Source organism: Streptomyces sp. NPDC002734, from assembly GCF_040295685.1.
GTDB lineage: Bacteria > Actinomycetota > Actinomycetes > Streptomycetales > Streptomycetaceae > Streptomyces.
Genome location: NZ_JBEOVU010000001.1, coordinates 346,506 through 368,520, shown reverse-complemented (window position 1 = coordinate 368,520; position 22,015 = coordinate 346,506). Strand labels below are relative to the sequence as shown.

Genomic DNA, 22,015 nt, shown 5'->3' with positions numbered 1-22,015 from the left:
GTTGATAGGCCAGATCTGGAAGCCCGGTAACGGGTGGAGGTGACTGGTACTAATAGGCCGAGGGCTTGTCCTCAGTTGCTCGCGTCCACTGTGTTGGTTCTGAAACCACGAACAACCCTTTTGCCGGTTGTTGTTTCAAAGTGTTTCGGTGGTCATAGCGTGAGGGAAACGCCCGGTTACATTCCGAACCCGGAAGCTAAGCCTCACAGCGCCGATGGTACTGCAGGGGGGACCCTGTGGGAGAGTAGGACGCCGCCGAACAAATATTGGGAAAGCCCCCGCACCTTGTGCGGGGGCTTTCCGCATTTCCGGAGAGTTTATGGTCTGAGCATGCGCTACGACCTGGTCCTTTTCGACAACGACGGTGTGCTCGTCGACAGTGAGCCGATCTCCAACCGGCTGCTGGCCGGCTACCTCACCGAACTCGGGCACGAGACCTCCTACGAGGACTCCGTCCGGGACTACATGGGTTCGGCCATGCACCGCATCCACGACCTGATCCTCGAGCGGACGGGGCAGCGGCTGCCGGAGGACTTCGACGACGAGTTCCACGCCCGTGTCTTCGCCGCGTTCGAGCGGGAGTTGAAGCCGGTGCCGGGCGTCGCGGACGTGCTGCGGCAGCTCGCTGCGGCCGGGGTCCCCTTCTGCGTGGCCTCCTCGGGGAGCCACGAGCGGATCCGGGTGGGTCACCGGAAGACCGGGCTGGACCGGTGGTTCGACGACGCGCGGATCTTCAGTGCGCAGGACGTCGGCCGCGGGAAGCCGGCGCCGGACCTGTTCCTGCACGCCGCACGGTCGATGGGGGTCGCGCCGGAGCGGTGCGCGGTGGTGGAGGACAGCCCGCTGGGGGTTCGGGCGGGTCTCGCCGCGGGGATGGACGTGTACGGGTTCACGGCGATGACGCCGGCGGAGAAGCTGGTGGGCGTGAAGGCGCCGTTCACCACGATGGGGGAGCTGGCGGCTCTCCTGGCCTGAACGGCTACCGTGGCGTTCATGAGCGGCCGCGCGCAGATGATGTGGGACGAGGCAGTCACCGGCTACGACTTCGGGCGAGGGCACCCGATGGACCCGGTCCGCCTGAAGCTGACGCGGCGTCTGGTCGCGGCGCTGGAGCTGGACCGCGAGGTCACCGTGGCCGGGGGCAGGGCGGCGGGGGACTCCACGCTGCGGCTGGTGCACCGCCAGGACTACATCGAGGCGGTGAGGGCGGCCTCGGCCGAGCCGGAGGCCGCGGACCCGGCGTACGGGCTGGGCACGGAGGACGACCCGGCGTTCCGCGGGATGCACGAGGTCTCCGCGTTGATCGCCGGCCTGTCGGTGGGGGCGGCGGAGTCGGTGTGGCGGGGGGACGCGCTGCACGCGGTGAACTTCGCCGGCGGGCTGCATCACGCGATGCCGGGGGCGGCGTCGGGGTTCTGCGTCTACAACGACGCGGCGCTGGCCGTCGCGCGGCTCCTGGAGCTGGGTGCGGAGCGGGTCGCCTATGTGGACGTCGACGTGCACCACGGGGACGGCGTCCAGGCGGTCTTCTGGGACGACCCCCGTGTGCTGACGATCTCCCTGCACGAGCACCCGCGCACGCTGTTCCCGCAGACCGGCTGGCCCGAGGAGACGGGCGCTCCGGGCGCGGAGGGCACGGCGGTGAACGTGGCGTTGCCGGCGGGGACGGGTGACGCGGGGTGGCTGCGGGCGTTCGACTCGGTGGTGCCGGAGCTGCTGGAGGAGTTCCGGCCGCAGGTGCTGGTCACGCAGCACGGGGCCGACACGCACTTCGAGGACCCGCTGGCGCATCTGGCGGTCTCGCTGGACGCGCAGCACGCGGTGCAGGCGGCCTGTCACGGGCTGGCGCACGCGCACGCGGACGGGCGGTGGATCGCCCTCGGTGGCGGGGGTTATGAGGTGGTCGACGTGGTGCCGCGGTCGTGGACGCATCTGGTCGCCGTGGCGGCGGGGCGGCCGGTGGCGCCGGAGACGTTGGTGCCGGAGGGGTGGCGGCAGGAGGTGTACGCGTTGACCCGGCAGGCGGGGCCGCGGCGGATGACGGACGGGCGGTGGCCGGTGACCTTCCGGTCGTGGGGGGACGGGTACGACCCGGCGGATCGGTTGGACCAGGCGATCCTCGCCACGCGGAAGGCGGTGTTCCCCCTGCGGGGGCTGATGCCATGATCCTTCGCGGTTCCCCCTGCGGGCGCGGACGTCGCCTCGTGCGGCAGTGAGGTCATCCGGCCCTGCGAGCCCTGGCGCGCGGTCCGGGCCGCCTCCGCCCTTGCGGGCCTGGGCCGTCCACGCCCGCCCGTCCTGCGGGCAATCGTGCCGCTGGGGCGATGGGGGTCCCCCCGGACGAAGTCTGGGGGAGGGTGGGCGCAGGGCCTTATGTCCTCACGTGACGGCTCGCTTGCCGGAACGTCAGGTCCCTCCCGGGAAGGGGGCGGGTCGGGGGAACAAGACAGTGCGCTCTACCGGGGCTCGGCCTTGGGTCGTTCTGAGGTTCGGGTTGCGTGCGTACGGTGCCGTTGGCTTGCGGGGTGGGGGAGCCGCTCGCCGCGGAGGCTGGGGCCTGCGCCCGCCCTCCCCCAAGCTCTCGGCTTCGCTCGAGCAGGGGGGACCCCCATCGCCCCCTGGGCGGCCCAGCCGCCCGCAGGGGGTCGGGCACGCCGCTCCGCAGGGACGGCGACTCCGCAGGGACGGCGACGCGGCGGTGGGTTGGTGTGGTCGGGATTTAGTGGGTTGTGGTCGATTGTTGGCGGGTGGGCGGGCAGTATGTGATCGGGGACGATCGCGTCGACGAGACGGTCCGCCTCGTCCCGGAGCCAACCGGAACCCCCGCCGCAGGCCCTGGCCACCGGGGAGCCCCCGCTTCCGGGGGCCGGCGGAGCGCGCCCGGTGCCAGTCGCGCTCGGACCGGGCGGCAGCCGGGCTCTCGACGTTCCGCGGTGATGCGCTGCGTCCGATGCAGGGCGGCAGTGTCGACAAAACGACCCGGTTCCGACTACGCATCAGCAACCCCGGCAGCCCCGCGCCCGTCCCCCCGCCGGTGGTGCGGGGATTCCGCCGCCGGGGGCGCACCACCGCGTGCCGTGGCCGGCGGCGGGTGCGGTGGCCGGCGTTCCGCGGGGCGGGTGCCGGGCCCGCGGGGAGGGGAGGCTTCCGGGACCGCCGGGCAGGTCAGTGCGGGTGCGGCGAGGCGTGCGGGCCGGGGCGGGCGGGGCGGTGAGGGCCGCCGGTGGTGCGGGGGGCGCGGATCTCCGCCGGCGTTCCGGTTGGGGTGGGTGTGGGGCCCGGGTGGCGTCCCCCGCTTATCCGTTGCGTGCTCAATCGCGGGTGTCTGTCACGGTAGGCCGGTGATGGCTGCTCCTCTTCCCCACTCGCATCATCCGCCCCTACCTTGGGGAGTGAGCACGCAGCGACGAAGAGTCACCGGAAGGGGAAGCCGGTGGCCGTCGAGTGCGAAGGGTTCAGGTGTGTCATGGCAGCTGGCAGCGAAAGGCCTCTGAACGAGGTTCAGTTCCTTACCGTGGCGGAGGTCGCCTCGGTGATGCGCGTGTCCAAGATGACCGTGTACCGGCTGGTGCACAGCGGTCATCTGCCCGCCATCCGGGTCGGACGGTCGTTCCGGGTCCCGGAGCAAGCGGTTCACGAGTACCTTCGCGAGAGCTATGTGGGGGTGGAGACGGCCTGAGGCAGTCGCTCGCGGCGGTTCCGGGGCTCTCCCGGGCCGTCGCGCAGCCCCTCGATTACGACCTCATGGCCGGGGGAAGGTAGGCTTTCCCCTCGAAGGTCGTATGGGCCCATGGCGCCCAACGCCGAGTGATGAGAAGTGAGCGAGGGTAAGTCGTGGGCTCTGTTATCAAGAAGCGGCGCAAGCGGATGGCCAAGAAGAAGCACCGCAAGCTGCTCAAGCGCACGCGCGTCCAGCGTCGCAACAAGAAGTAACGCGACGCGGCACACGCCGCGCGAAGCGTACGTCTGTGGCCCCCCACCGGTTCGGTGGGGGGCCACAGACGTTCCCGGGGTGCTGTGGTCGGCTCTCCGTGGGGCAGACGTGTGGGAGGCGTGGGCGGAGGGCAGTGGCAGCGTGACAGCCATACCCGCGCAACACGGAGCGACTAAGTTGTCGCATACCGCCGGGAGGGAGCCCGTGCGGACGACGGGAGGGCGCTGGTCTTGGGCAGGATCGTGCTGGTGACCGGGGCGGCCCGGCGGCTGGGGAGCCAATTCGTGCGCCGGGTGCTCCAGGACCCGGACGTGGCCCGGGTGGTGGCGGTGGACGCCGTCACCCCGGAGCACGACCTGGGCGAGGCGCTGTTCGTGCGCGCGGACATCCGGCAGCCGGCGATCGGCCGGGTGCTGGCCGAGCACGCCGTGGACACCGTGGTCCATCTCGACGTCACCGGAACGGCGTTGGCCGGTGGCGGTCGGTCCTCGGTGAAGGAGACCAACGTCATCGGCACCATGCAGCTGCTGGGCGCCTGTCAGCAGTCGCCGACGCTGCGGCGGCTGGTGGTGAAGTCCAGCACCACCGTCTACGGTTCCGCCTCCCGCGACCCCGCGGTGTTCGGTGAGGCGACGACGCCGAAGGTGCTGCCCAGCGGCGGCTTCGCCAAGGACGCCGTCGAGGTCGAGGGCTACGTGCGGGGCTTCTCGCGGCGGCGGCCGGACGTGGCGGTCTGCGTGCTGCGGTTCGCCAACATCCTCGGGCCGGGCGTGGACACCCCGCTCGCCTCCTACTTCCGTCTGCCGGTGCTGCCGACCGTGCTCGGCTACGACCCCCGGCTGCAGTTCGTCCACGAGGACGACGTCACCGAGGTCCTGCTGCGGGCCTCCCGGGAGCCCGAGCGGGGGACGCTGAACAGCGGCACCTTCAACATCGCGGGCGACGGCGTGCTGACGCTGTCGCAGTGCGCGCGGCGGATGGGACGGCCCACGGCGCCGGTGCTGCTGCCCGCGGTCACCCTGACCGGGTCGCTGCTGCGGACCCTGGGGCTCTCCGACTTCTCCCCCGAGCAGATCCGGCTGCTCACCCACGGCAGGGTCGTCGACACCCACGAGATGCGCGAGATCCTCGGCTTCGAGCCGCGCCACAGCACGGCGGAGACCTTCGCGGACTTCGCCTCGGCCGCCGGGCCCGGGCTCCTGCCGCCCGCCGCGCTCGCCGCGGCCGTCGACCGGATCGCCCGGCACGTGGCGCCGGACACCAGCACCCAGGCCGAGCGGTAGACGTGAGGAGCACAGTCACCATGGCGGACGCGAAGGTCATACCGTTCGACGACGACCGCGCCAGGCGCCGCTCCGCGCCCCGCGGCGCGAGGTCCGGCGACGGAGCCGCAGTCCCGCTGCCGGCCCAGGGCCGCGGCGCGGGAGAGCAGGGCGACGAGGGAGCCCCCGGCAGCGGTCAGGGAGCCCCCGGCAGCGGCAAGGGCGCCTCCCACGGGGGCGCGGACGCCCCTCGCGGCGGTGAGGGCGCCCAGGACCCGGCGCACGGCGGCGGCGGGCTGGAGCGGCGGCTGGCGAAGGGGCTGGCGTTCCTGCGGCGGCGGGTCACCGGTGAGTACGAGGTCGACGACTTCGGCTACGACGCCGAGCTCACCGACGAGGTGCTCATGGCGATGCTGCGCCCGCTGTACGAGAAGTACTTCCGGGTCGAGGTGAAGGGCATCGAGAACATCCCCGCCGAGGGCGGGGCGCTGATCGTCGCCAACCACTCCGGGACCATCCCGCTGGACGCCCTGATGATGCAGGTCGCCGTGCACGAGAAGCACCCGGCGGGCCGTCACCTGCGGCTGCTGGCCGCCGATCTGGTCTTCACCCTGCCCGTCGTCAACGAGATCGCCCGCAAGCTCGGCCACACCCTGGCCTGCGCCGAGGACGCGGCCGAGCTGCTGGGGCGGGGCGAACTGGTCGGCGTGATGCCGGAGGGCTTCAAGGGCATCGGCAAGCCGTTCGGTGAGCGGTACAAGCTGCAGCGGTTCGGCCGGGGCGGGTTCGTCTCCACGGCGCTGCGGGCGCGGGCGCCGATCATCCCGTGCTCGGTGGTCGGCGCGGAGGAGACCTATCCGATGGTGGGCAACGCCCGGACGGTGGCCCGCCTGCTGGGGCTGCCGTACTTCCCGCTCACGCCGACCTTCCCGTGGCTGGGGCCGCTGGGCGCGCTGCCGCTGCCCACCAAGTGGACCATCCAGTTCGGGGAGCCGATACCCACCGACGGGTACGCGCCCGAGGCGGCGGACGACCCGATGCTGATGTTCAACCTGACCGACCAGGTCCGGGAGGAGATCCAGCACACGCTGTACAAGCTGCTGGTCCGGCGGCGGTCGATCTTCTTCTGACCGGCCCGGAAGGCATGCGGAGGAAGGCACGGGAAGGCATGCGGAGGAGGGGGACGCCCGGCGGGCGTCCCCCTCCTCGCGACGTCACTCCGACGAGTCCCCGCCGAGACCGAGGCCCGGGAGGAGGTCGGGGAGCAACGGGGGCAACGTGACCCGGTGGCCGCCGTCCTCCTCGTCCTCCGGCTGGGAGGTCGAGCCCTGGTCCTCCTCGTCCGGCGGGTCGAACAGGCCGCCGGTGCTGCCGCCGAGCAGACCGTCGGTGTCCGAGGACGGGGAGGCCTCGGGCTCGCCCCCGGTGCCGGTGGAGGAGCCCTTCTCGCCCCTGTCCTTGCCCGGGGCGGTGGACTCGCCGGACGGGGACGAACCGGGGGAGCGGGAGCCGGTCTCGTGGCCCGGCCGCGAGTCGTCGCCGGGCGAGGGCGCCTCGGGCAGCAGGGGCCGCAGCGGGGCGACGTCCTGCTCCATGGCGTCGAAGACCGACGAGACCTCCTCGCTCACGTCGCCGAGCTGCACGGGGAGCCGGCCGCGCAGCTCGTGCCACGTCCGGCCGTGCCGTTCGGTGAAGGAGGAGAGCGCCTGGATGGGGGCCAGGGAGTCGGGGTCGCGCCGGTAGGCGTCGTGGAGCAGGCGGTGGCCCTCGACGGCGTCCTCGCGCATGCCGGAGAGGGTGCGGCGGATCTCGACCACCGATTCGTGGTCCAGATGGCCGCCGCGGCCGCGCTCCATCAGCCGCCGGGTCTCCGCGAGACGCCGGGAGGCCTGGTCGAGGAGCATCTCCCCGCGCTCCGTGCCGTCGTCGGCGAGACCGAGACGGAAGTCCTCGATCCCGCGTTTGAGGCCGTAGAGGGAGTCACCGGGGAGGGCGTCGGAACTGGCCGCGGCCACGCCTCCGAAGGCACTGGCCGCCACGCCGACGCTGAGCCCGCCGGCGGCCAGGCCCTTGGTCAGGCGGGAACGCGGCCGGAGCTTTCCCAGGGCGCTCGCCCGGTGGGCGCCCCGCGCCCGGGGTGAGCGTTGGCCGGGAACCTGCGCGGACGCGTCCGTGCCCAGGGCGCCCTCCTGGACCATGGCCTCCATGGCGGCCACCAGTTGGGCGCGCTGGACGACCTTCACCTCGGGGTCGAGCTCCGGTTTGGGCAGTTCGCCGAGACCCGTGGCGACGGCCGTCATGGCCGCCTGCCCGGTGTCTTCCGCGGCAGCGGGGTTCGGTGCCGCCGATCCCTGTGGCTGCTCGGCCGCCGTGCCCCGGTCGGACAGCTCCTCCAGGGCCTGGGCGAAGGCGTTCGCCCGCCTGTGCGCCGATACGTTCGCGATCACTGGCGGCACCTCCTCTCGTCATGACGGACGACTCCCGGCGTGGACCTCGGGGAGTCCGCAGGGAGCCTGTATCCCGGACAACGAGCGGCTGGGCACTTCGGTTACGGACTTCGGGCGGACTGGCGGTGGAATCAACCGCCTTTCACCTTAAGTGAGTTGATGATTGCGGAGGGTGGCCTCCCGAGACGCGGCCGCCGGGGGCGGCCGCAGGCCCTCCCCCGGTCAGCGGGCGTCGTCGGGAAGCAGCCTGGCCAGGGTGCGGACGGCGCGGTACTGGAGCGTCTTGATGGCGCCCTCGTTCTTGCCCATGACCCGCGCCGTCTCGGCGACCGAGAGCCCCTGCAGAAAACGGAGCGTGACGCATTCCTGCTGCTGGGGGTTGAGCCTTCGGACGGCGTCGAGCAGGGCGGCGTTGGACAGATGCTCCAGGACGGAGTCCTCGGGCGAGCGCTCGACCTCGTTGGCGTCGAGCATCTCGCCGGTGGTCACCTCGAGACGGAAACGGCTGGACTTGAAATGGTCGGCGACCAGGTTGCGCGCGATGGTGACCAGCCACGCGCCGAAGTCCCTGCCCTGCCAGGTGAAGGTGCCGATCCGGCGCAGGGCGCGCAGGAAGGTCTCACTGGTGAGGTCCTCGGCGGTCGCCCTGCTGTTCACCCGGTAGTAGATGTAGCGGTAGACGGTGTCGCTGTACTGGTCGTACAGCCGCCCGAAGGCCTCGGCCTCCCCTCCTTGGGCGCGTTCGACCAGATCCATCATGCGTGCGCTGTCGCTGTCCGCCGCGGGACGGCGGGCGGGCGCGGCGGCGGTGGCGCCCGCGCGGCCCCTCCGGACGACCGTGCCCGAGCTCTCGGCGAGGGCGTAGCACGGGCCGGCGGGGGCGGCGAGGGCGGGAACGGCGTACGCGGTGGGGACGAAGCCGCGCAACAGCTCCAGGGCCGCTGAGCGGAGCGCAGCCAGGCCCGAGGCGTCAACCCCGACGTGTGGGTACACGGGACTCCCAGAGGCAGAGCTTCCATCACGTGCAGTGCGGAACCGTTCACCCGTCGTGGCGACGGAGGGGTACCGAATTGCGTCTGAGGAGAATAACGCTTCGTGCAGGGCCTGCTACGCCGAGTTGCCCAAATCATCGATTACGTCGCTTCCCTGGCCGGTTCGGGTCGAATTCGATGACATGGAGAGATCGTATGGCGACCACATCCGGCCATGTTGCGAGCATCCGGTGTCCGGCTCCGGCCGATGTGAGCGGAGCGTCAGGGCGGCGAAGGGCGCGTACGACGACGCCCGACGGCATCGCCGGCCGGGAAGGGCCGGGCGCCGTCGGGCGTCGGACGGGCTGAGGGGTGAGGGAAAGCGCCGGTCAGGCCAGGCGCCGGCGGCGGTGCAGGGCCAGCGCGGCGGCGGTTCCGCCCGCGACCGCGCCGACTCCGGCGGCCGCCGGGATGCCCACCATGGCGGCCTTGCGGCCGGTGCGGTAGTCACGCAGTCGCCATTCCCGTTCGCGTGCGTATTTGCGCAGCCGGGGGTCGGGATTGACCGCATAGGGGTGGCCGACCAGCGAGAGCATCGGGATGTCGTTGTACGAGTCGCTGTAGGCGGCGCAGCGCGTCAGGTCCAGGCCCTCGGCGGCGGCGAGGGCGCGGATCGCCTCGGCCTTGGCGGGCCCGTGCAGGGGTTCGCCGACCAGGCGGCCGGTGTAGACGCCGTCGACGGACTCGGCGACGGTGCCCAGGGCGCCGGTCAGGCCGAGCCGGCGGGCGATGGTCTGGGCGATCTCCACCGGGGCGGCCGTCACCAGCCACACCTTCTGCCCGGCGTCGAGGTGCGCCTGGGCCAGGGAGCGGGTGCCGCTCCAGATGCGGCCGGCCACGTACTCGTCGTAGATGTCGTCGCCGATCATCTCGAGTTCCTCGACGCGGTGCCCCTTCACGATGGACAGGGCGGCGTCGCTGGCCTCCTGCATGTGGGCGGGGTCCTCGATGCCGGCCAGCCGGAAGTAGGCCTGCTGCCAGGCGAACCGGAGCAGCTCCCGGGTGTCGAAGAACTTGCGCTTGTACAGGCCCCGGCCGAAGTGGAACAGGGCCGCGCCCTGCATGACCGTGTTGTCCAGGTCGAAGAAGGCGGCGGCGCTGGTGTCGCCGAGGACCGGGAAGCGGTCCTCCTGCTCGAGCGCGCCGGAGGACTTGCGGGCGGCCTCCGCCGCGGCCTCGCCGGCCAGGACACTGCGCGCCGTGGCGAAGCGCTTTCGGGGGAGGAGCCATCCAAGTGCGGCCATGCGGTGAGCATATCCAGATCGTGGGACGGGTTCGGGGCGGAGAGGTTGTCGTCCTGTGAACACCGCGGGGCCCTCCCGTACGCCGGCGGCACACCGGCCGCCGGCGCACGGAGCGGGTCCGCCCGGGAGGTGCAGCGGTTCAGGCGAGGGCGGCGCGCAGGCGGGACTCGTCCACCCGCCAGAAGGTGTGCTGCCGCCCGTCGATCAGGACCACCGGGATCTGCTCCCAGTAGGCGCGGTGGAGTTCTGGGTCCTCGGTGATGTCCTTCTGCTCCCAGCGCACGCCGAGTTCGTCGCAGACCTTGGACACCACCTTCTCCGCGTCCTCGCAGAGATGGCACCCGGGCTTGCCGATCAATGTCACCAGACCACTCATGTCCGCCATTGTCCCGTGCCCCGCAGCGGTCACGCGCAGGCGTGGGCGGCGGGCGGACGGTGACGAGGTCGTGATCGTCTTCACGAATGCGGCGCCCTGTCGACGGTCGTGGACGCCCCGTTGAGGAGAGATAGCTCTCACGGGACCCCGGAATCAGGCGCTGACCTGCGGATTCGCCAGACGTGACGGTTCGGCGGAACCGGCTGTGTGGCTTACGATTTGACCGCGAATTTGCTTGCGGGGGCGTGCATCGAACGAGGAGCGTGTGCTGCTTTGTCCCCGACGAGTGAGGGAGCCGGACGTCTGTCCGCCGGTTCCGCGCGCGTGCGTGAACACCGCGTGACCCCGGTCACGTCGGTGGGGCAAAACGGACACCATCTTTGTGCACACGTTCACAAAGACATAGCCTGCATCCGACGAGGCGGTCCGGGGACGTGTGGCCGCCCCCAGCCCCGCTCTACCCGCAGGAGCATCGTGGCAACTGGCCGAACTCACCGACCGGCGACCCGCAGCCGAGGAATTCCCGAGGCCACCGTCGCCCGGCTTCCGCTGTACCTCCGCGCGCTGACCGCTCTGTCGGAGCGCTCGGTGCCGACCGTCTCCTCCGAGGAGCTCGCGGCCGCCGCCGGGGTCAACTCCGCGAAGCTGCGCAAGGACTTCTCCTACCTGGGCTCCTACGGCACCCGGGGCGTCGGTTACGACGTCGAGTACCTCGTCTACCAGATCTCCCGCGAGCTCGGTCTGACCCAGGACTGGCCCGTGGTCATCGTCGGCATCGGCAACCTGGGCGCGGCGCTCGCCAACTACGGCGGCTTCGCCTCGCGCGGTTTCCGGGTCGCGGCGCTGATCGACGCCGACCCCGCGATGACCGGGAAGCCGGTCGCCGGGATCCCCGTGCAGCACGCCGACGCGCTCGAGGACATCGTCCGCGACAACGGCGTCTCCATCGGCGTCATCGCCACCCCGGCCGGCGCGGCGCAGCAGGTCTGCGACCGTCTCGTCGGGGCCGGCGTGACGTCCATCCTGAACTTCGCGCCGACCATGCTGACCGTTCCGGACGGCGTGGACGTGCGCAAGGTGGACCTCTCCATCGAGCTGCAGATCCTCGCCTTCCACGAGCAGCGCAAGGCCGGCGAGGACGCCGCCGCCGACTCCGACAGGCCGGTGCCGCCCGCCGTCAAGGGCGCGGCCGCGGCCGCCGCCGCGATGGACGAGGCGGACCCGAAGGGCACCGACGGGGAAGCCCCCGCCGTGATGCCGGCATGAGTCTGCTCGTCGTCGGTCTGAGCCACCGCAGCGCGCCGGTCAGCGCGCTGGAGCGCGCCGCGCTGGGCGCGGAGGCGAAGACCAAGCTGCTGCAGGACACGGTGGCCGCCGAACCGGCCGCCGAGGCCGCGGTGCTGGCCACCTGCAACCGCATCGAGCTCTACGCCGACGTGGACAAGTTCCACGCCGGTGTCGCCGAGCTGTCCACGCTGCTGGCCCGGCACAGCGGGGTGGGGCTCGAGGAGCTCACTCCTTATCTTTATGTGCACTACGAGGACCGCGCCGTCCACCACCTGTACTCGGTGGCGTGCGGGCTGGACTCGATGGTCGTGGGCGAGGGCCAGATCCTCGCCCAGATCAAGGACGCCCTGGCCCAGGCGCAGGAGCTGCACACCGCCGGCCGGCTGCTCAACGACCTGTTCCAGCAGGCGCTGCGGGTCGGCAAGCGCGCCCACTCGGAGACCGGGATCGACCGGGCCGGCCAGTCGCTGGTCACCTTCGGCCTGGAGCAGCTCGCCGACGGCGCCGAGGTGCCGGCCTGGCTGGACGGCAAGCGGGCGCTGGTGATCGGCGCCGGTTCGATGTCCTCGCTGGCCGCCGCCACGCTGGCGCGCGGCGGGGTCGCCGAGATCGTGGTCGCCAACCGCACCGTGGAGCGCGCCGAGCGGCTCGCGGAGATCCTCACCGCGGGCGGCGAGTCCCCGGTCCGCGCCCGCGCGGTCACCATGGACGCCGTCGCCGAGGAGCTCGCCCGGGCCGACATCGCCGTGTCCTGCACCGGCGCCACCGGCCTGGTGCTCACCGCCCAGCAGGTGGCCGCCGCGGTCGAGGGCCGGGTCCGCCCGGCCGGTCCGACCGACGTCACCGCCGGCGGCGCACCGCGCACGGCGGAGCCTTCCGGCGCCCGCGAGACCGAGGACGCCGACGGTTGCCCCCTCGGCCTCGGCGCGGCCGCGCCGGCCGACCTGACCGAACTGCCGCAGGGCGCGCCCGGCGCCGGCTTCCCCGCCTCCGGCGAGGCGGCCGTGGCCGGCATGGACGCCGCCACGCTGGAGCAGCACGGCGCCTGGGTGGACCGCGGCGACGCGGAGCGCCTGGAGGCCGCGCGCACCGGGCAGGACGTGCGGCCCGAGCCCGACCCGGAGCTGGTGACCGCGCTGGCCGCGACCGCTGCCGCGGTGGGCCGGATCCCCGAGCGCCGCCGTCCGGAGGCCGTGGAGACGATCCGCCCCGAGCCGGTCCTGTCGCTCCTCGACCTGGCGATGCCGCGCGACGTGGACTCCGCCGTGCACCGGCTCGCCGGGGTGCGGCTGGTGGACATCGAGTCGCTGGCCGACGCCTCCGCGGACGCTCCGATGGCCGCCGACGTGGACCAGGTGCGGCGGATCGTCGCCGACGAGGTCGCCGCGTTCGGCGCCGCCCAGCGGGCCGCGACCATCACGCCGACCGTGGTGGCGCTGCGCTCCATGGCCGCCGAGGTGGTGGCGGGCGAGATCGCCCGGCTGGAGGGCCGGCTTCCCGACCTCGATGCCAAGCAGCGCCAGGAGATCACCCAGACCGTCCGGCGTGTGGTGGACAAGCTGCTGCACGCGCCGACCGTGCGGGTGAAGCAGCTGGCCGCGGAGCCCGGCGGCGCCGGGTACGCGGACGCGCTGCGCACCCTGTTCGACCTCGACCCGGAGACGGTGGCGTCCGTCTCCCGGGCCGACAAGGCCGCCGGCCGCAGCGCCGACGACACCCTCCAGAACACCCTGATCGACGCCAACGCCAAGAACCGAGGGCGAGCATGACAGAGAAGGCTTTGAGGCTCGGCACCCGGCGGAGCAAGCTCGCCATGGCCCAGTCCGGGCACGTGGCGGAGGCTGTGGGCCGGGTCACCGGCAGGCCCGTCGAGCTCGTCGAGATCACCACGCACGGCGACGTCTCGCGGGAGCACCTGACGCGGATCGGCGGCACAGGAGTGTTCGTCGCCGCCCTGCGCGAGGCGCTGCTGCGCGGCGAGGTGGACTTCGCGGTCCACTCGCTGAAGGACCTGCCGACCTACCCGGCCGAGGGTCTGACGCTGGCCGCGATACCGGTCCGCGAGGACCCCCGGGACGCGCTGGTCGCGGCCGGTGGCGCCAAGCTGGCCGACCTGCCGGCCGGCGCCCGCGTCGGCACCGGTTCGCCGCGCCGCCAGGCCCAGCTCAACGCGCACGCGCGGGCCAACGGGCTGCGGCTGGAGACGGTGCCGATACGGGGCAACGTCGACACCCGCATCGGGTTCGTGGAGAGCGGGGACCTCGACGCCGTCGTCCTCGCCGCCGCGGGCCTGAACCGGATCGGCCGCGCGGACGAGGTCACCGAGCTCCTGTCGGTCGACACCGTCCTGCCGGCTCCCGGCCAGGGAGCCCTGGCCGTGGAGTGCTCCGCGGACGCCGCGGAGCTGATTGCCGCACTCTCGCAGCTCGACGACCCGCTCACGCGGGCCGCCGTGACCGCGGAGCGATCACTGCTCGCCGCCCTGGAGGCCGGTTGCAGCGCACCTGTGGGTGCCCTGGCCGACCTTCTGGGGGACGGGCAGATTGTCAAGGAAATGCGCCTGCGGGGCGTCGTCGGCACGACCGACGGCTCCCGGACGGTGCAGATGTCCACCACCGGTCCCGTCCCCGAGACGCATGAGCAGGCGATGGCGCTCGGCCGCGAACTCGCCGCCGAGATGCTTGCCCGGGGCGCGGCCGGTCTGATGGGGGAGCGAGCACAGTGAGCCCCACCACCCTTCCCGCGGTTCCCGATCAGGGGCACGTCACCTTCCTGGGTGCCGGTCCCGGCGATCCGGGACTGCTCACGCTGCGCGCCGTCGAGGCGCTGGCGGGTGCGGACGTCCTCGTCGGCGAACCCGACGTGCTGGACGTGGTGCGCACACACGCCAGGCCGGGCGCCGTCCTGGAGAGCACCGGCGCGGACACGGACACGCCGCAGCTCACGGTGGTTGACGGCACGTCAACAACCGTTGCCGTTCCGGCGGAACGTGATGCCGTTCATCTTGTCATGGCGGCCGTACGCTCCGGCAGGCGGGTGGTCCGTGCCGTCACGGGCGACCCCGGCCTCGACTCCGACGCGGCGCGCGAGATGCTCGCCTGCGCCGCCGAGGGCGTGCGGTTCGAGGTGGTGCCCGGCATCGCCTCGGCCGTGGGCGTGCCCGCGTACGCCGGTGTGCCGCTGCGCGACGCGGACGGCGCGGACGTGCGGTTCGTCGACGCCCGCACCGCCAACGCCCGCTGCTGGACCGAGCTCGGCGCCTCCGACGGCACCGTGGTCGTCTCCACCACGCTGGACGGCGTCGCGGCGACCGCGGCCGAGCTGGTCTCGGCCGGCCGCAAGCCGGACACCCCGCTCACCGTGACGGTGGCCGGCACCACGACCCGCCAGCGCAGCTGGACGGCGACGCTGGGCACCATCGCGCAGGTCTTCAAGCAGGGCAAGGTGCTGCCCTCCGCGGACGGCGGCCAGGCCGTCATAGCCGTGGTCGGCGAGCGCGCCGCCGCGGGGGACCGCCGCGACCAGCTGTCCTGGTTCGAGTCCAAGCCGCTGTTCGGCTGGAAGGTCCTGGTGCCGCGCACCAAGGAGCAGGCGGTCTCGCTCTCCGACCAGCTCCGTTCCTACGGCGCGGTGCCGCACGAGGTGCCGACCATCGCCGTGGAGCCGCCGCGCACCCCGCAGCAGATGGAGCGCGCGGTCAAGGGCCTGGTCACCGGCCGCTACGAGTGGATCGCCTTCACCTCGGTCAACGCCGTCAAGGCGGTCCGGGAGAAGTTCGAGGAGTACGGCCTGGACGCGCGCGCCTTCGCGGGCATCAAGGTCGCGGCCGTGGGCGAGCAGACCGCCAAGGCGCTGATCGCCTTCGGCGTGAAGCCGGACCTGGTGCCCAGCGGCGAGCAGTCGGCCGCCGGTCTGCTGGAGGACTGGCCGCCCTACGACCCGGTCTTCGACCCGATCGACCGTGTCTTCCTGCCGCGCGCCGACATCGCCACGGAGACCCTGGTCGCCGGGCTGATCGAGCTGGGCTGGGAGGTCGACGACGTCACGGCGTACCGCACCGTGCGCGCCTCGCCGCCTCCGGCGGAGACCCGTGAGGCGATCAAGGGCGGCGGCTTCGACGCGGTGCTGTTCACCTCGTCGTCGACCGTGCGGAACCTGGTCGGCATCGCGGGCAAGCCGCACAACGTGACGGTGATCGCCTGCATCGGCCCGGCCACCGCCAAGACGGCGGAGGAGCACGGTCTGCGGGTCGACGTGATGGCCCCGGAGCCGTCGGTCACCAAGCTGGCGGCCGCGCTCGCCGAGTTCGGCGCGAAGCGGCGTGAGGCCGCGCTCGCGGCGGGCGACCCGGTCACCCGGCCGTCCGAGAAGCGTCCCGGCGCGCGTCGCCGGAGGGCCACGACCAGCTGACGGCCCGTCCGTCCCGCCTTGCCCCCGCACCCGGGTCCCGGGTGCGGGGGCGCGGTGCTTCCCCGCCCCCCGTCTTCCCCGTCGCGGGGGCGGTAGTCGCTCGGACCTCCTGCCTCTCGCGTGCGGCTCATGGCGTCCCGCGTGCGGCTCATGGCGTCCCGCGTGCGGCTCATGGCGTCTGGCGTTCCGGGGGTTCGTCGTAGTCTTCTCGCGTTCCCCAGCCGTTCCCGGCCGCCCGCGGCCGTCCTTCTCCGGAGGTGCCTGGTGGCCGAGGTGCTGGCCGTGGCCGTCATCACCGTGCTCGCGGTGATCAGCCCGGGCGCCGACTTCGCCATGATCGTCCGCAACAGCTACCTGTACGGGCGCACGGCGGGTCTGCTGGCCGCGCTGGGTATCAGCCTGGGCGTCCTGGTGCACGTCTCCTACACCATGCTGGGCGTCGGGCTGCTGCTCTCCGGGACGCCGGCGCTGTTCACCGCGGTGCGGATCGCCGGCGCCTGCTACCTGGTGTGGATCGGCTGGAAGACCTTCCGCTCCCGGGTCGAGGTGGACACCTCGGGCGAGGTGGGCGAGCCGCTGTCGAACGGCGCGGCCCTGCGCACCGGATTCCTCACCAACGCGCTCAACCCGAAGACCATGCTGTTCATCGTCTCCACCTGGACGCAGGTGGTGCACGCGGGCACCCCGCTGCTGCGGCAGGCGGGCTACGGCCTGTTCATCTCGGTCGCCCACCTGGTGTGGTTCTCCCTGGTCGCGGGCGTGCTGTCGGCGCCGGCGCTGCGGACGCGGCTGCTGAGGCGGCAGGTCCCGCTGAACCGGACCATCGGCGCCGTTCTCGTCGCCCTCGGCATTTCGCTCGCCTTCACCTCGGCCTGATCCCTAGGCTCGACGCATGATCGCGACCCTGCAGTGCTTCGTCATCGACTGCCCGCGACCGCGTGAACTCGCGGCCTTCTACCGGGAGCTGCTCGGCGGGGAGGTGGACCGGGAGGACCCCCGCTGGTCCACCGACCAGGCGTGGTCCACCCTGCACACGCCGGGCGGCCCGGTCCTCGCCTTCCAGCAGGCCCCCGACCTCCGGCCGCCCGCCTGGCCGGACCCGTCCCGCCCGCAGCAGTACCACCTCGACCTCGGCGTCCAGGACCTCGACGCCGCCGAGGCGAAGGTGCTGGAACTGGGCGGCGCGCTGCTCGACGCGGGCGACCCGGGGCGCGGCTGGCGCGTCTACGCGGACCCGGTGGGGCACCCGTTCTGCCTGGTGCGCGAGTGACGGACGGGGCCGGCCCGCCGCCGGGCTCCGTCGTCGTCACGGCGGCCCGCGCCGAGGGTGCCGGCTGAGGCGCCGGTCAGCCGTCGCCCAGGGCGAACTCGACGAGCCCGGCCATGCGGCGGCGGACCGCCGGAGGGACGCCCGGGTGACCGACCGCGCGCGAGGCGGTGCGGGGATCACGCAGGAGGCGGGCCAGGACCCGGGCGGGCAGCGACGGGTGGCCTGCCGCGGCGTGGCGGACGGAGCCGTCCGGGTCGTCGAGGAGCAGCACCGCCGTCGCCGTCGACAGCCGCGGGTCCTGCGCCGCGCGGTACCGGACCGAACTCTCCGGGTCGAGGGCGAACGCCTCCACCGACGCGGGTGTGGACTCCGGGTCGTCGAGGGCGAGCCGTCTGAGCAGGTGGTTGGGGTCGTCGGCGAACCGCAGCAGGCCCTCGCGCGGGAAGTTGGGGTGCGAGCGCGGGCGGTCGGGGAAGGTCAGGCTGCCGGACCACCAGGCGGCGACGCGCAGCAGCATGTCGGCGGGGGCGTCGTCGCAGGACTCGGCGAGGAAGAGCTGGACCACGCGGTCCTCGTCACGGGCCAGGTGCTCGACCACGTCCGGCGGCAGACGCCGGGCCCGGGCCACGCTGCGGCGGATCAGCGGGTGCGTCGAATGCGCGAGGCGGCGCATCGCCTCGGGATCGTCGTGGAGGTCGAAGACCCACAGCGGGCGCATGTGGCCGACCGCCGGGTCGGAGTCGAACTCCACGGCGGCACGCTGTTCCTCGGTGAGGTCGGGGCGCAGCGAAAGGGTCCAGCGGACCCGCGGGTCCGGGTCACGGGTGAGGCGGAGCGCCTGGCCGGTGGGGGTGCGGGGGTTGCCGGCCAGGGCGGCGCGCTGCCCGGCGTCACCGTGGCGGATCAGGTGATCGGTCAGGTCGTCGGCGGGGACGCAGGAGCGCAGCGCGTCCCGCCCCAGTTTCTCGGCCTCGAACACGGCCCGGGGCAACGGGTGTTCGCGGTGGTGCACGAGGAGGGCCGGTCGCCGGACCTCGGGGCGGGGGTCCTCCAGGACGGCTCGGCGGGTGGCGTCGTCCAGGTGCGCCCAGGCCGTGAGGACGGCGAAGGAACGGACGGTGGGCTCGGGGTCCTCGGCGAGCCGGAGGGCGAGCGGGACCGGGAGCCCGGTGAGGCGGACTGCCTCCAGCCGGACCCGGGCGGACGGGTCGGCGGCGAGCCGTTCGCAGGCCTCCTCGGTGAGCTCGTCGCGCCGGGTCGCGGCCAGCAGGGCGAAGACCGACCGCGTCCGCTCGTCCGTCTCGGCCAGGATCATCTCCGACCGTTGCTCCCGGGTGAGGGGCTGCTGCTCGAAGACGTCCTGCCGGATCCTGCGGCTCGGGTGGGTGAGGGCCGCCGCCAGCACCGCCGGGGCGAGGCGGCTGTGGAAGAGGTGGCGCTCCTTCCCCAGGAGGCGGACGAGCAGCGAATCGGGGGTGTCCTGCTGGTAGGCCAAGGAGCCGGCCCAGTCGTCCAACGGCAGTCGGCCGGCCGGCGTGGCGAGCAGGGCCTCCCAGACGCCGGCCTGCTCCTGTGCGCTCTGCGGCGCCGCTTCCGCCTCGGCCGCCGCCCTCCTGCGGGCCGGTACGTCGTCCACCAGGGTCAGCCGGGTGACGCCGTCCCGCGTCACGGCCCCGACCAGCGTCCTGCCGTCGGGCGAGAGGGTGACGAAGTCACCGAGGACCCCGGCCAGGGCGACCCCGGATCCGGCGCGGACGCGGACCCGGATCCAGGGGTCGGGGTCCGGGTCCGGGTCGAGGTGGCGCGGGCGGGCGCAGGTGCAGGGGTCGACACTTCGGAGGCGGGTGGCCTGGACGAGGAACTCGGCCGGTCCGGACGGTGACCCGGAGGCCGCAGCGTCCGCGGACGGCCCGGGCGCCGACGTGTCCGCGCGGTCGCCGGCGCGCCACGGGACCAGTGCGCGCCAGGCGGCGTCGATCGCGGCATGGCGGCCGGCGGGGATCTCCGCCGACGGCGTGACCTCGCCGTCGGTCACCGCCAGCCAGGCGGCAGGCACCGGCAGGACCGGCGGCAGGACCGGAGGCGGGGTATCGGGGCCCGACGGGGCGGCCACCTCCAGCCCGGCGCGGCGCAGCAACTCTTCGACGTCATCCCTCGGTTCCCCCACACCGCACATCCTGCGTCATCCGAGGGGGCGGTTCCAGGCGGTGGCGCCCAGCGGATATTCGTACCGGGGGCGGCCGGTGTTGCCGCTGGTGCGGAACGGGCGTCCGTGGTCGTCGACGCGGACCGTCCCCGAACGGCCGCCGCTGGACCACTCCAGGTCCAGCGCCCAGCTCACGTCGTGGGCCAAGGCGTGCGCGGTGACGTACACGACCAGCGGCTCGGCGGCGCTCACCTTGTAGGGGAACGCGCCCTGACCTCCCTGCGGCCGGGCGGCCGGGCGCGGGTCGTCGAGGCGGACGTCGAAGGACTTGGTGGCCACGTTGCCGCCGCAGCCGACGCCCATGGCGTAGTCGTTCCAGGGCAGCGGGGCGGAGGACCTGAGGACGCGGACGTGGATCGCGTCGAGAACGACGGTCCGGTCGCCCTTCGCCTGGAAGGTCAGCGCGACCATCTGGTCGCGCGCGGAGACGGCGCCCATGGCGGCCACCCACCCCGGCGCGTCCGGCTCGGTGGGCGGCGGGCCCATCTCGGCGGGCGGCCGGTTCACCAGGTAGTGCTGGCTGCAGGGGTCCTCCCACACGAAGGGGCGGGTGGAGACGGTGAGCGGCGTACCGGTGACCTGCGGGGCGGCGGAGGCTTCGGGGAGCGGCGTGGGCGCCTCCGGCTCGTCCTCCTTCGCCTTGCTCGCCGACACGGAGGGGGAGGGGGAGGCCGTGTCCTCGGAGGAGACGGGCGTGGGGGCGGGGTCCTTGTCGGGCGCGGCCGCGCCGGCGGCGGCGGTGCGGTCCGGGGCGTGGTCGTCTTCCGCCCCGTGACGGGCGATCAGGGTGCCGGTGAGGACCACGGCGGCCACGGCGGCGACGGCGGAGCCGACGAGCAGGCGTCGGCGGGCGGGGGAGTGGGGGGCGCGGGCGCCCGGTTCGGAGGTCGCCCCTGCCTCAGCCCCAGTCCCGGCCCCGGCCCCGGCCCTTGCCCCAGTCCCGGCCCCGGTTTTCGGCCCGGTTGTCTTCGGCCGGGCCCCTGCCCCGGCCTCCGGCGGGGCGGCGGCAGCGGCCGCCGTTCGGGCCTGTGGGGCGGTCGGCAAGTGCGCGGGGGTGGGGCCCTCGCCGGGAGCGTCCGCCGGGGTGCCCGGCCTGGCGGTGCCCGGCGTGGGGGTGTCAGGGACCTGGTCGTCCGGAGCCGATGCGTCGTCCGGTGTCGGGGTGTCCGGAGCCTGGTCGTCCGGAGCCGGAGCGTCGTCCGGTGTCGGGACCGGGGCCGGGGCCGGACGTCTGCGCGCGGCGTCGGCGAGGACCCAGGCCCGGTGGAGGCGCACCAGCTCCTCCGTGGACGCCCCGCACACGCGGGCGAACCGCTCGACCGGCGCGTACTCCGCAGGCACCGCGTCCCCGTTGCAGTACCGGTGCAGCGTCGACGTGCTCATGTGGAGCCGCTTGGCGAGCATGCCGTAGCTGCGTCCCGAACGGTCCTTCAGCTCGCGCAGCCGCCGCGCGAACTCCGCGGTGTCCTCTGCCCCCGTCACTGTCCCTCTCCCCCTCGTCCGTCGTCCGGGACGTCCCGTCCGGGCGTTCCAGGCGACCGCGTTCTGGCTGGTCAGGGCGTCGGGAACGTTCCAGCGTCCCGTACGCCCCGGCATCGGCGCCGGTGGGACGAATCCGCCCACAAGCTGTGGTCATCCAAGCACGCCGCTCGGCCCGACCGGTCGAGCGGCTGCCGAACTCCACTGTCTTGAGAGGTATTTCGCCATGCGTGTCTCCACCTTCCGCCGCCCCCGTGTCCGTGTCCTCGCCGTCGCGACCGCCGCGTTCGCCGCCTTCTCGCTCACCGCCTGCGACAGCGGTTCGGACGGCGGCTCCCCCGCCCCCTCCCCGGAGGGCTCCCGCCCCGCCGCCTCCGCCGGCAGCCCGGACGCCGGCACGGACACGAAGCCGGCCGGCACGGAGAAGTCGACCGGCGGCGCCTCCACCACGGGCAAGGGCGACGGCGCCTCCACCGGCTCCGCCGGAAAGCAGGGCTCGGACCAGGGCGGCTCCACCGGAGGCTCCAGCGGGGGCTCCACCGGCGGCTCCAACAGCAGCGGCGGCTCCGGTTCCGGTAGCGCCCTGGTGACCTGCACCGCCGCCAACACCAAGATCCGCGTCACCGCCGTCTCCCGCCCGATCAACCACGTCCTGATCACCGCCGTCAACACCGGTGACGCCCCCTGCCTCGCCTACCACGCGCCGTTCCTGCGGTTCGACGACGCGCAGGCGGCCGTCCCGGTGCTGAACGACAGCCGGCCGCAGGCGGTGGTGACCCTCGAGCCGGGGGAGGCCGCCTACGCCGGGGTGATGACCGCGGCGGCCACCGGCGAGGGCGAGGGCGGCCGCACCGCCCGCAAGGTGACGGTCACCTTCGCCGGGCGCTCCGGCGGCGCGAGTGGCGGCGCCGCCACCGTGTCGCTGCCCGCGGGCGGCGTGTACGTCGACAGCACCCACACGGTCACCTACTGGCAGCAGGAGATGGACCAGGCGCTGGCCTGGTGACCCGCCGCCCGGAGGGCCGCCGGACGAGCGGCGCCGTGACCGGCACGGCGCCGCCCACCGCCG

19 protein-coding genes and 1 rRNA gene are annotated in these 22,015 nt (G+C 73.5%); 14 read left to right on the top strand and 6 right to left on the bottom strand.

Annotated elements, in window-relative coordinates:
- Positions 1 to 144: 144 nt before the first annotated feature.
- The 7 genes from rrf to ABT026_RS01645 all read left to right on the top strand — a co-directional run bounded on the left by rrf (position 145) and on the right by ABT026_RS01645 (position 6,326).
- Positions 145 to 261 (top strand): 5S ribosomal RNA (gene rrf, locus ABT026_RS01675).
- Positions 262 to 330: 69 nt separating this feature from the next.
- The gene (locus ABT026_RS01670) at positions 331 to 975 is read left to right on the top strand and encodes an HAD family hydrolase (RefSeq protein WP_351110987.1); all 645 of its coding nucleotides are present in this window, start codon (positions 331 to 333) and stop codon (positions 973 to 975) included.
- Positions 976 to 993: 18 nt separating this feature from the next.
- On the top strand, positions 994 to 2,166 hold the full coding sequence (locus tag ABT026_RS01665; protein WP_351110985.1) for an acetoin utilization protein AcuC: 1,173 nt from the start codon (positions 994 to 996) through the stop codon (positions 2,164 to 2,166).
- A gap of 1,300 nt (positions 2,167 to 3,466) precedes the next feature.
- A complete protein-coding gene (locus ABT026_RS01660) occupies positions 3,467 to 3,679 on the top strand; it encodes a helix-turn-helix domain-containing protein (RefSeq protein WP_159105670.1) in 213 nt (70 codons plus the stop codon).
- 155 nt (positions 3,680 to 3,834) lie between these two features.
- Positions 3,835 to 3,933, top strand: a complete 99-nt coding sequence (locus ABT026_RS01655; RefSeq protein ID WP_003948845.1) for a 30S ribosomal protein bS22 — start codon at positions 3,835 to 3,837, stop codon at positions 3,931 to 3,933.
- 231 nt (positions 3,934 to 4,164) lie between these two features.
- Entirely contained in the window at positions 4,165 to 5,217 is a 1,053-nt protein-coding gene (locus ABT026_RS01650; RefSeq protein WP_351110983.1) for an NAD-dependent epimerase/dehydratase family protein, read from the top strand.
- Positions 5,218 to 5,237: 20 nt separating this feature from the next.
- On the top strand, positions 5,238 to 6,326 hold the full coding sequence (locus ABT026_RS01645; RefSeq protein WP_351110981.1) for a lysophospholipid acyltransferase family protein: 1,089 nt from the start codon (positions 5,238 to 5,240) through the stop codon (positions 6,324 to 6,326).
- 84 nt (positions 6,327 to 6,410) lie between these two features.
- Here the strand turns inward: ABT026_RS01645 and ABT026_RS01640 are convergent, their stop codons facing one another.
- The 4 genes from ABT026_RS01640 to ABT026_RS01625 all read right to left on the bottom strand — a co-directional run bounded on the left by ABT026_RS01640 (position 6,411) and on the right by ABT026_RS01625 (position 10,303).
- On the bottom strand, positions 6,411 to 7,643 hold the full coding sequence (locus tag ABT026_RS01640) for a DUF5667 domain-containing protein (protein ID WP_351110979.1): 1,233 nt from the start codon (positions 7,641 to 7,643) through the stop codon (positions 6,411 to 6,413).
- A 222-nt stretch (positions 7,644 to 7,865) separates the two neighbouring features.
- On the bottom strand, positions 7,866 to 8,636 hold the full coding sequence (locus ABT026_RS01635; RefSeq protein ID WP_351110977.1) for an ECF subfamily RNA polymerase sigma factor, BldN family: 771 nt from the start codon (positions 8,634 to 8,636) through the stop codon (positions 7,866 to 7,868).
- A gap of 367 nt (positions 8,637 to 9,003) precedes the next feature.
- Positions 9,004 to 9,918 carry an HAD family hydrolase gene (locus ABT026_RS01630; RefSeq protein WP_351110975.1) on the bottom strand — a complete coding sequence of 305 codons (915 nt, stop codon included), beginning with the start codon at positions 9,916 to 9,918 and terminating at the stop codon, positions 9,004 to 9,006.
- A 139-nt stretch (positions 9,919 to 10,057) separates the two neighbouring features.
- Positions 10,058 to 10,303 (bottom strand): glutaredoxin family protein, encoded by a 246-nt coding sequence (locus tag ABT026_RS01625; protein WP_502967875.1) that lies wholly within the window; start codon positions 10,301 to 10,303, stop codon positions 10,058 to 10,060.
- A gap of 465 nt (positions 10,304 to 10,768) precedes the next feature.
- Between ABT026_RS01625 and ABT026_RS01620 the strand changes: the two genes are divergently transcribed.
- The 6 genes from ABT026_RS01620 (at position 10,769) to ABT026_RS01595 (ending at position 17,261) form a co-directional block, all read left to right on the top strand.
- Positions 10,769 to 11,560 carry a redox-sensing transcriptional repressor Rex gene (locus tag ABT026_RS01620; protein WP_351110971.1) on the top strand — a complete coding sequence of 264 codons (792 nt, stop codon included), beginning with the start codon at positions 10,769 to 10,771 and terminating at the stop codon, positions 11,558 to 11,560.
- Positions 11,557 to 13,350 carry a glutamyl-tRNA reductase gene (locus tag ABT026_RS01615; protein WP_351110969.1) on the top strand — a complete coding sequence of 598 codons (1,794 nt, stop codon included), beginning with the start codon at positions 11,557 to 11,559 and terminating at the stop codon, positions 13,348 to 13,350. The genes ABT026_RS01620 and ABT026_RS01615 overlap by 4 nt, the downstream gene beginning before the upstream one ends.
- Complete coding sequence (gene hemC / locus ABT026_RS01610; protein ID WP_351110967.1) at positions 13,347 to 14,306, top strand: hydroxymethylbilane synthase; 960 nt, start codon at positions 13,347 to 13,349, stop codon at positions 14,304 to 14,306. The genes ABT026_RS01615 and hemC overlap by 4 nt, the downstream gene beginning before the upstream one ends.
- Entirely contained in the window at positions 14,303 to 15,991 is a 1,689-nt protein-coding gene (locus tag ABT026_RS01605; RefSeq protein ID WP_351110965.1) for a bifunctional uroporphyrinogen-III C-methyltransferase/uroporphyrinogen-III synthase, read from the top strand. The genes hemC and ABT026_RS01605 overlap by 4 nt, the downstream gene beginning before the upstream one ends.
- Positions 15,992 to 16,255: 264 nt before the next feature.
- Complete coding sequence (locus tag ABT026_RS01600; protein WP_351110963.1) at positions 16,256 to 16,867, top strand: LysE family translocator; 612 nt, start codon at positions 16,256 to 16,258, stop codon at positions 16,865 to 16,867.
- A gap of 16 nt (positions 16,868 to 16,883) precedes the next feature.
- The gene (locus ABT026_RS01595) at positions 16,884 to 17,261 is read left to right on the top strand and encodes a VOC family protein (RefSeq protein WP_351110961.1); all 378 of its coding nucleotides are present in this window, start codon (positions 16,884 to 16,886) and stop codon (positions 17,259 to 17,261) included.
- 76 nt (positions 17,262 to 17,337) lie between these two features.
- Here the strand turns inward: ABT026_RS01595 and ABT026_RS01590 are convergent, their stop codons facing one another.
- Both ABT026_RS01590 and ABT026_RS01585 read right to left on the bottom strand, forming a co-directional pair.
- Positions 17,338 to 19,428 (bottom strand): PE-PGRS family protein, encoded by a 2,091-nt coding sequence (locus ABT026_RS01590; RefSeq protein ID WP_351110959.1) that lies wholly within the window; start codon positions 19,426 to 19,428, stop codon positions 17,338 to 17,340.
- 15 nt (positions 19,429 to 19,443) lie between these two features.
- Complete coding sequence (locus tag ABT026_RS01585) at positions 19,444 to 20,949, bottom strand: transcriptional regulator (RefSeq protein ID WP_351110957.1); 1,506 nt, start codon at positions 20,947 to 20,949, stop codon at positions 19,444 to 19,446.
- A gap of 223 nt (positions 20,950 to 21,172) precedes the next feature.
- On the opposite strand from ABT026_RS01585, the gene ABT026_RS01580 reads away from it, so the two are divergent.
- Complete coding sequence (locus ABT026_RS01580; RefSeq protein ID WP_351110955.1) at positions 21,173 to 21,952, top strand: DUF4232 domain-containing protein; 780 nt, start codon at positions 21,173 to 21,175, stop codon at positions 21,950 to 21,952.
- Positions 21,953 to 22,015 lie beyond the last annotated feature (63 nt).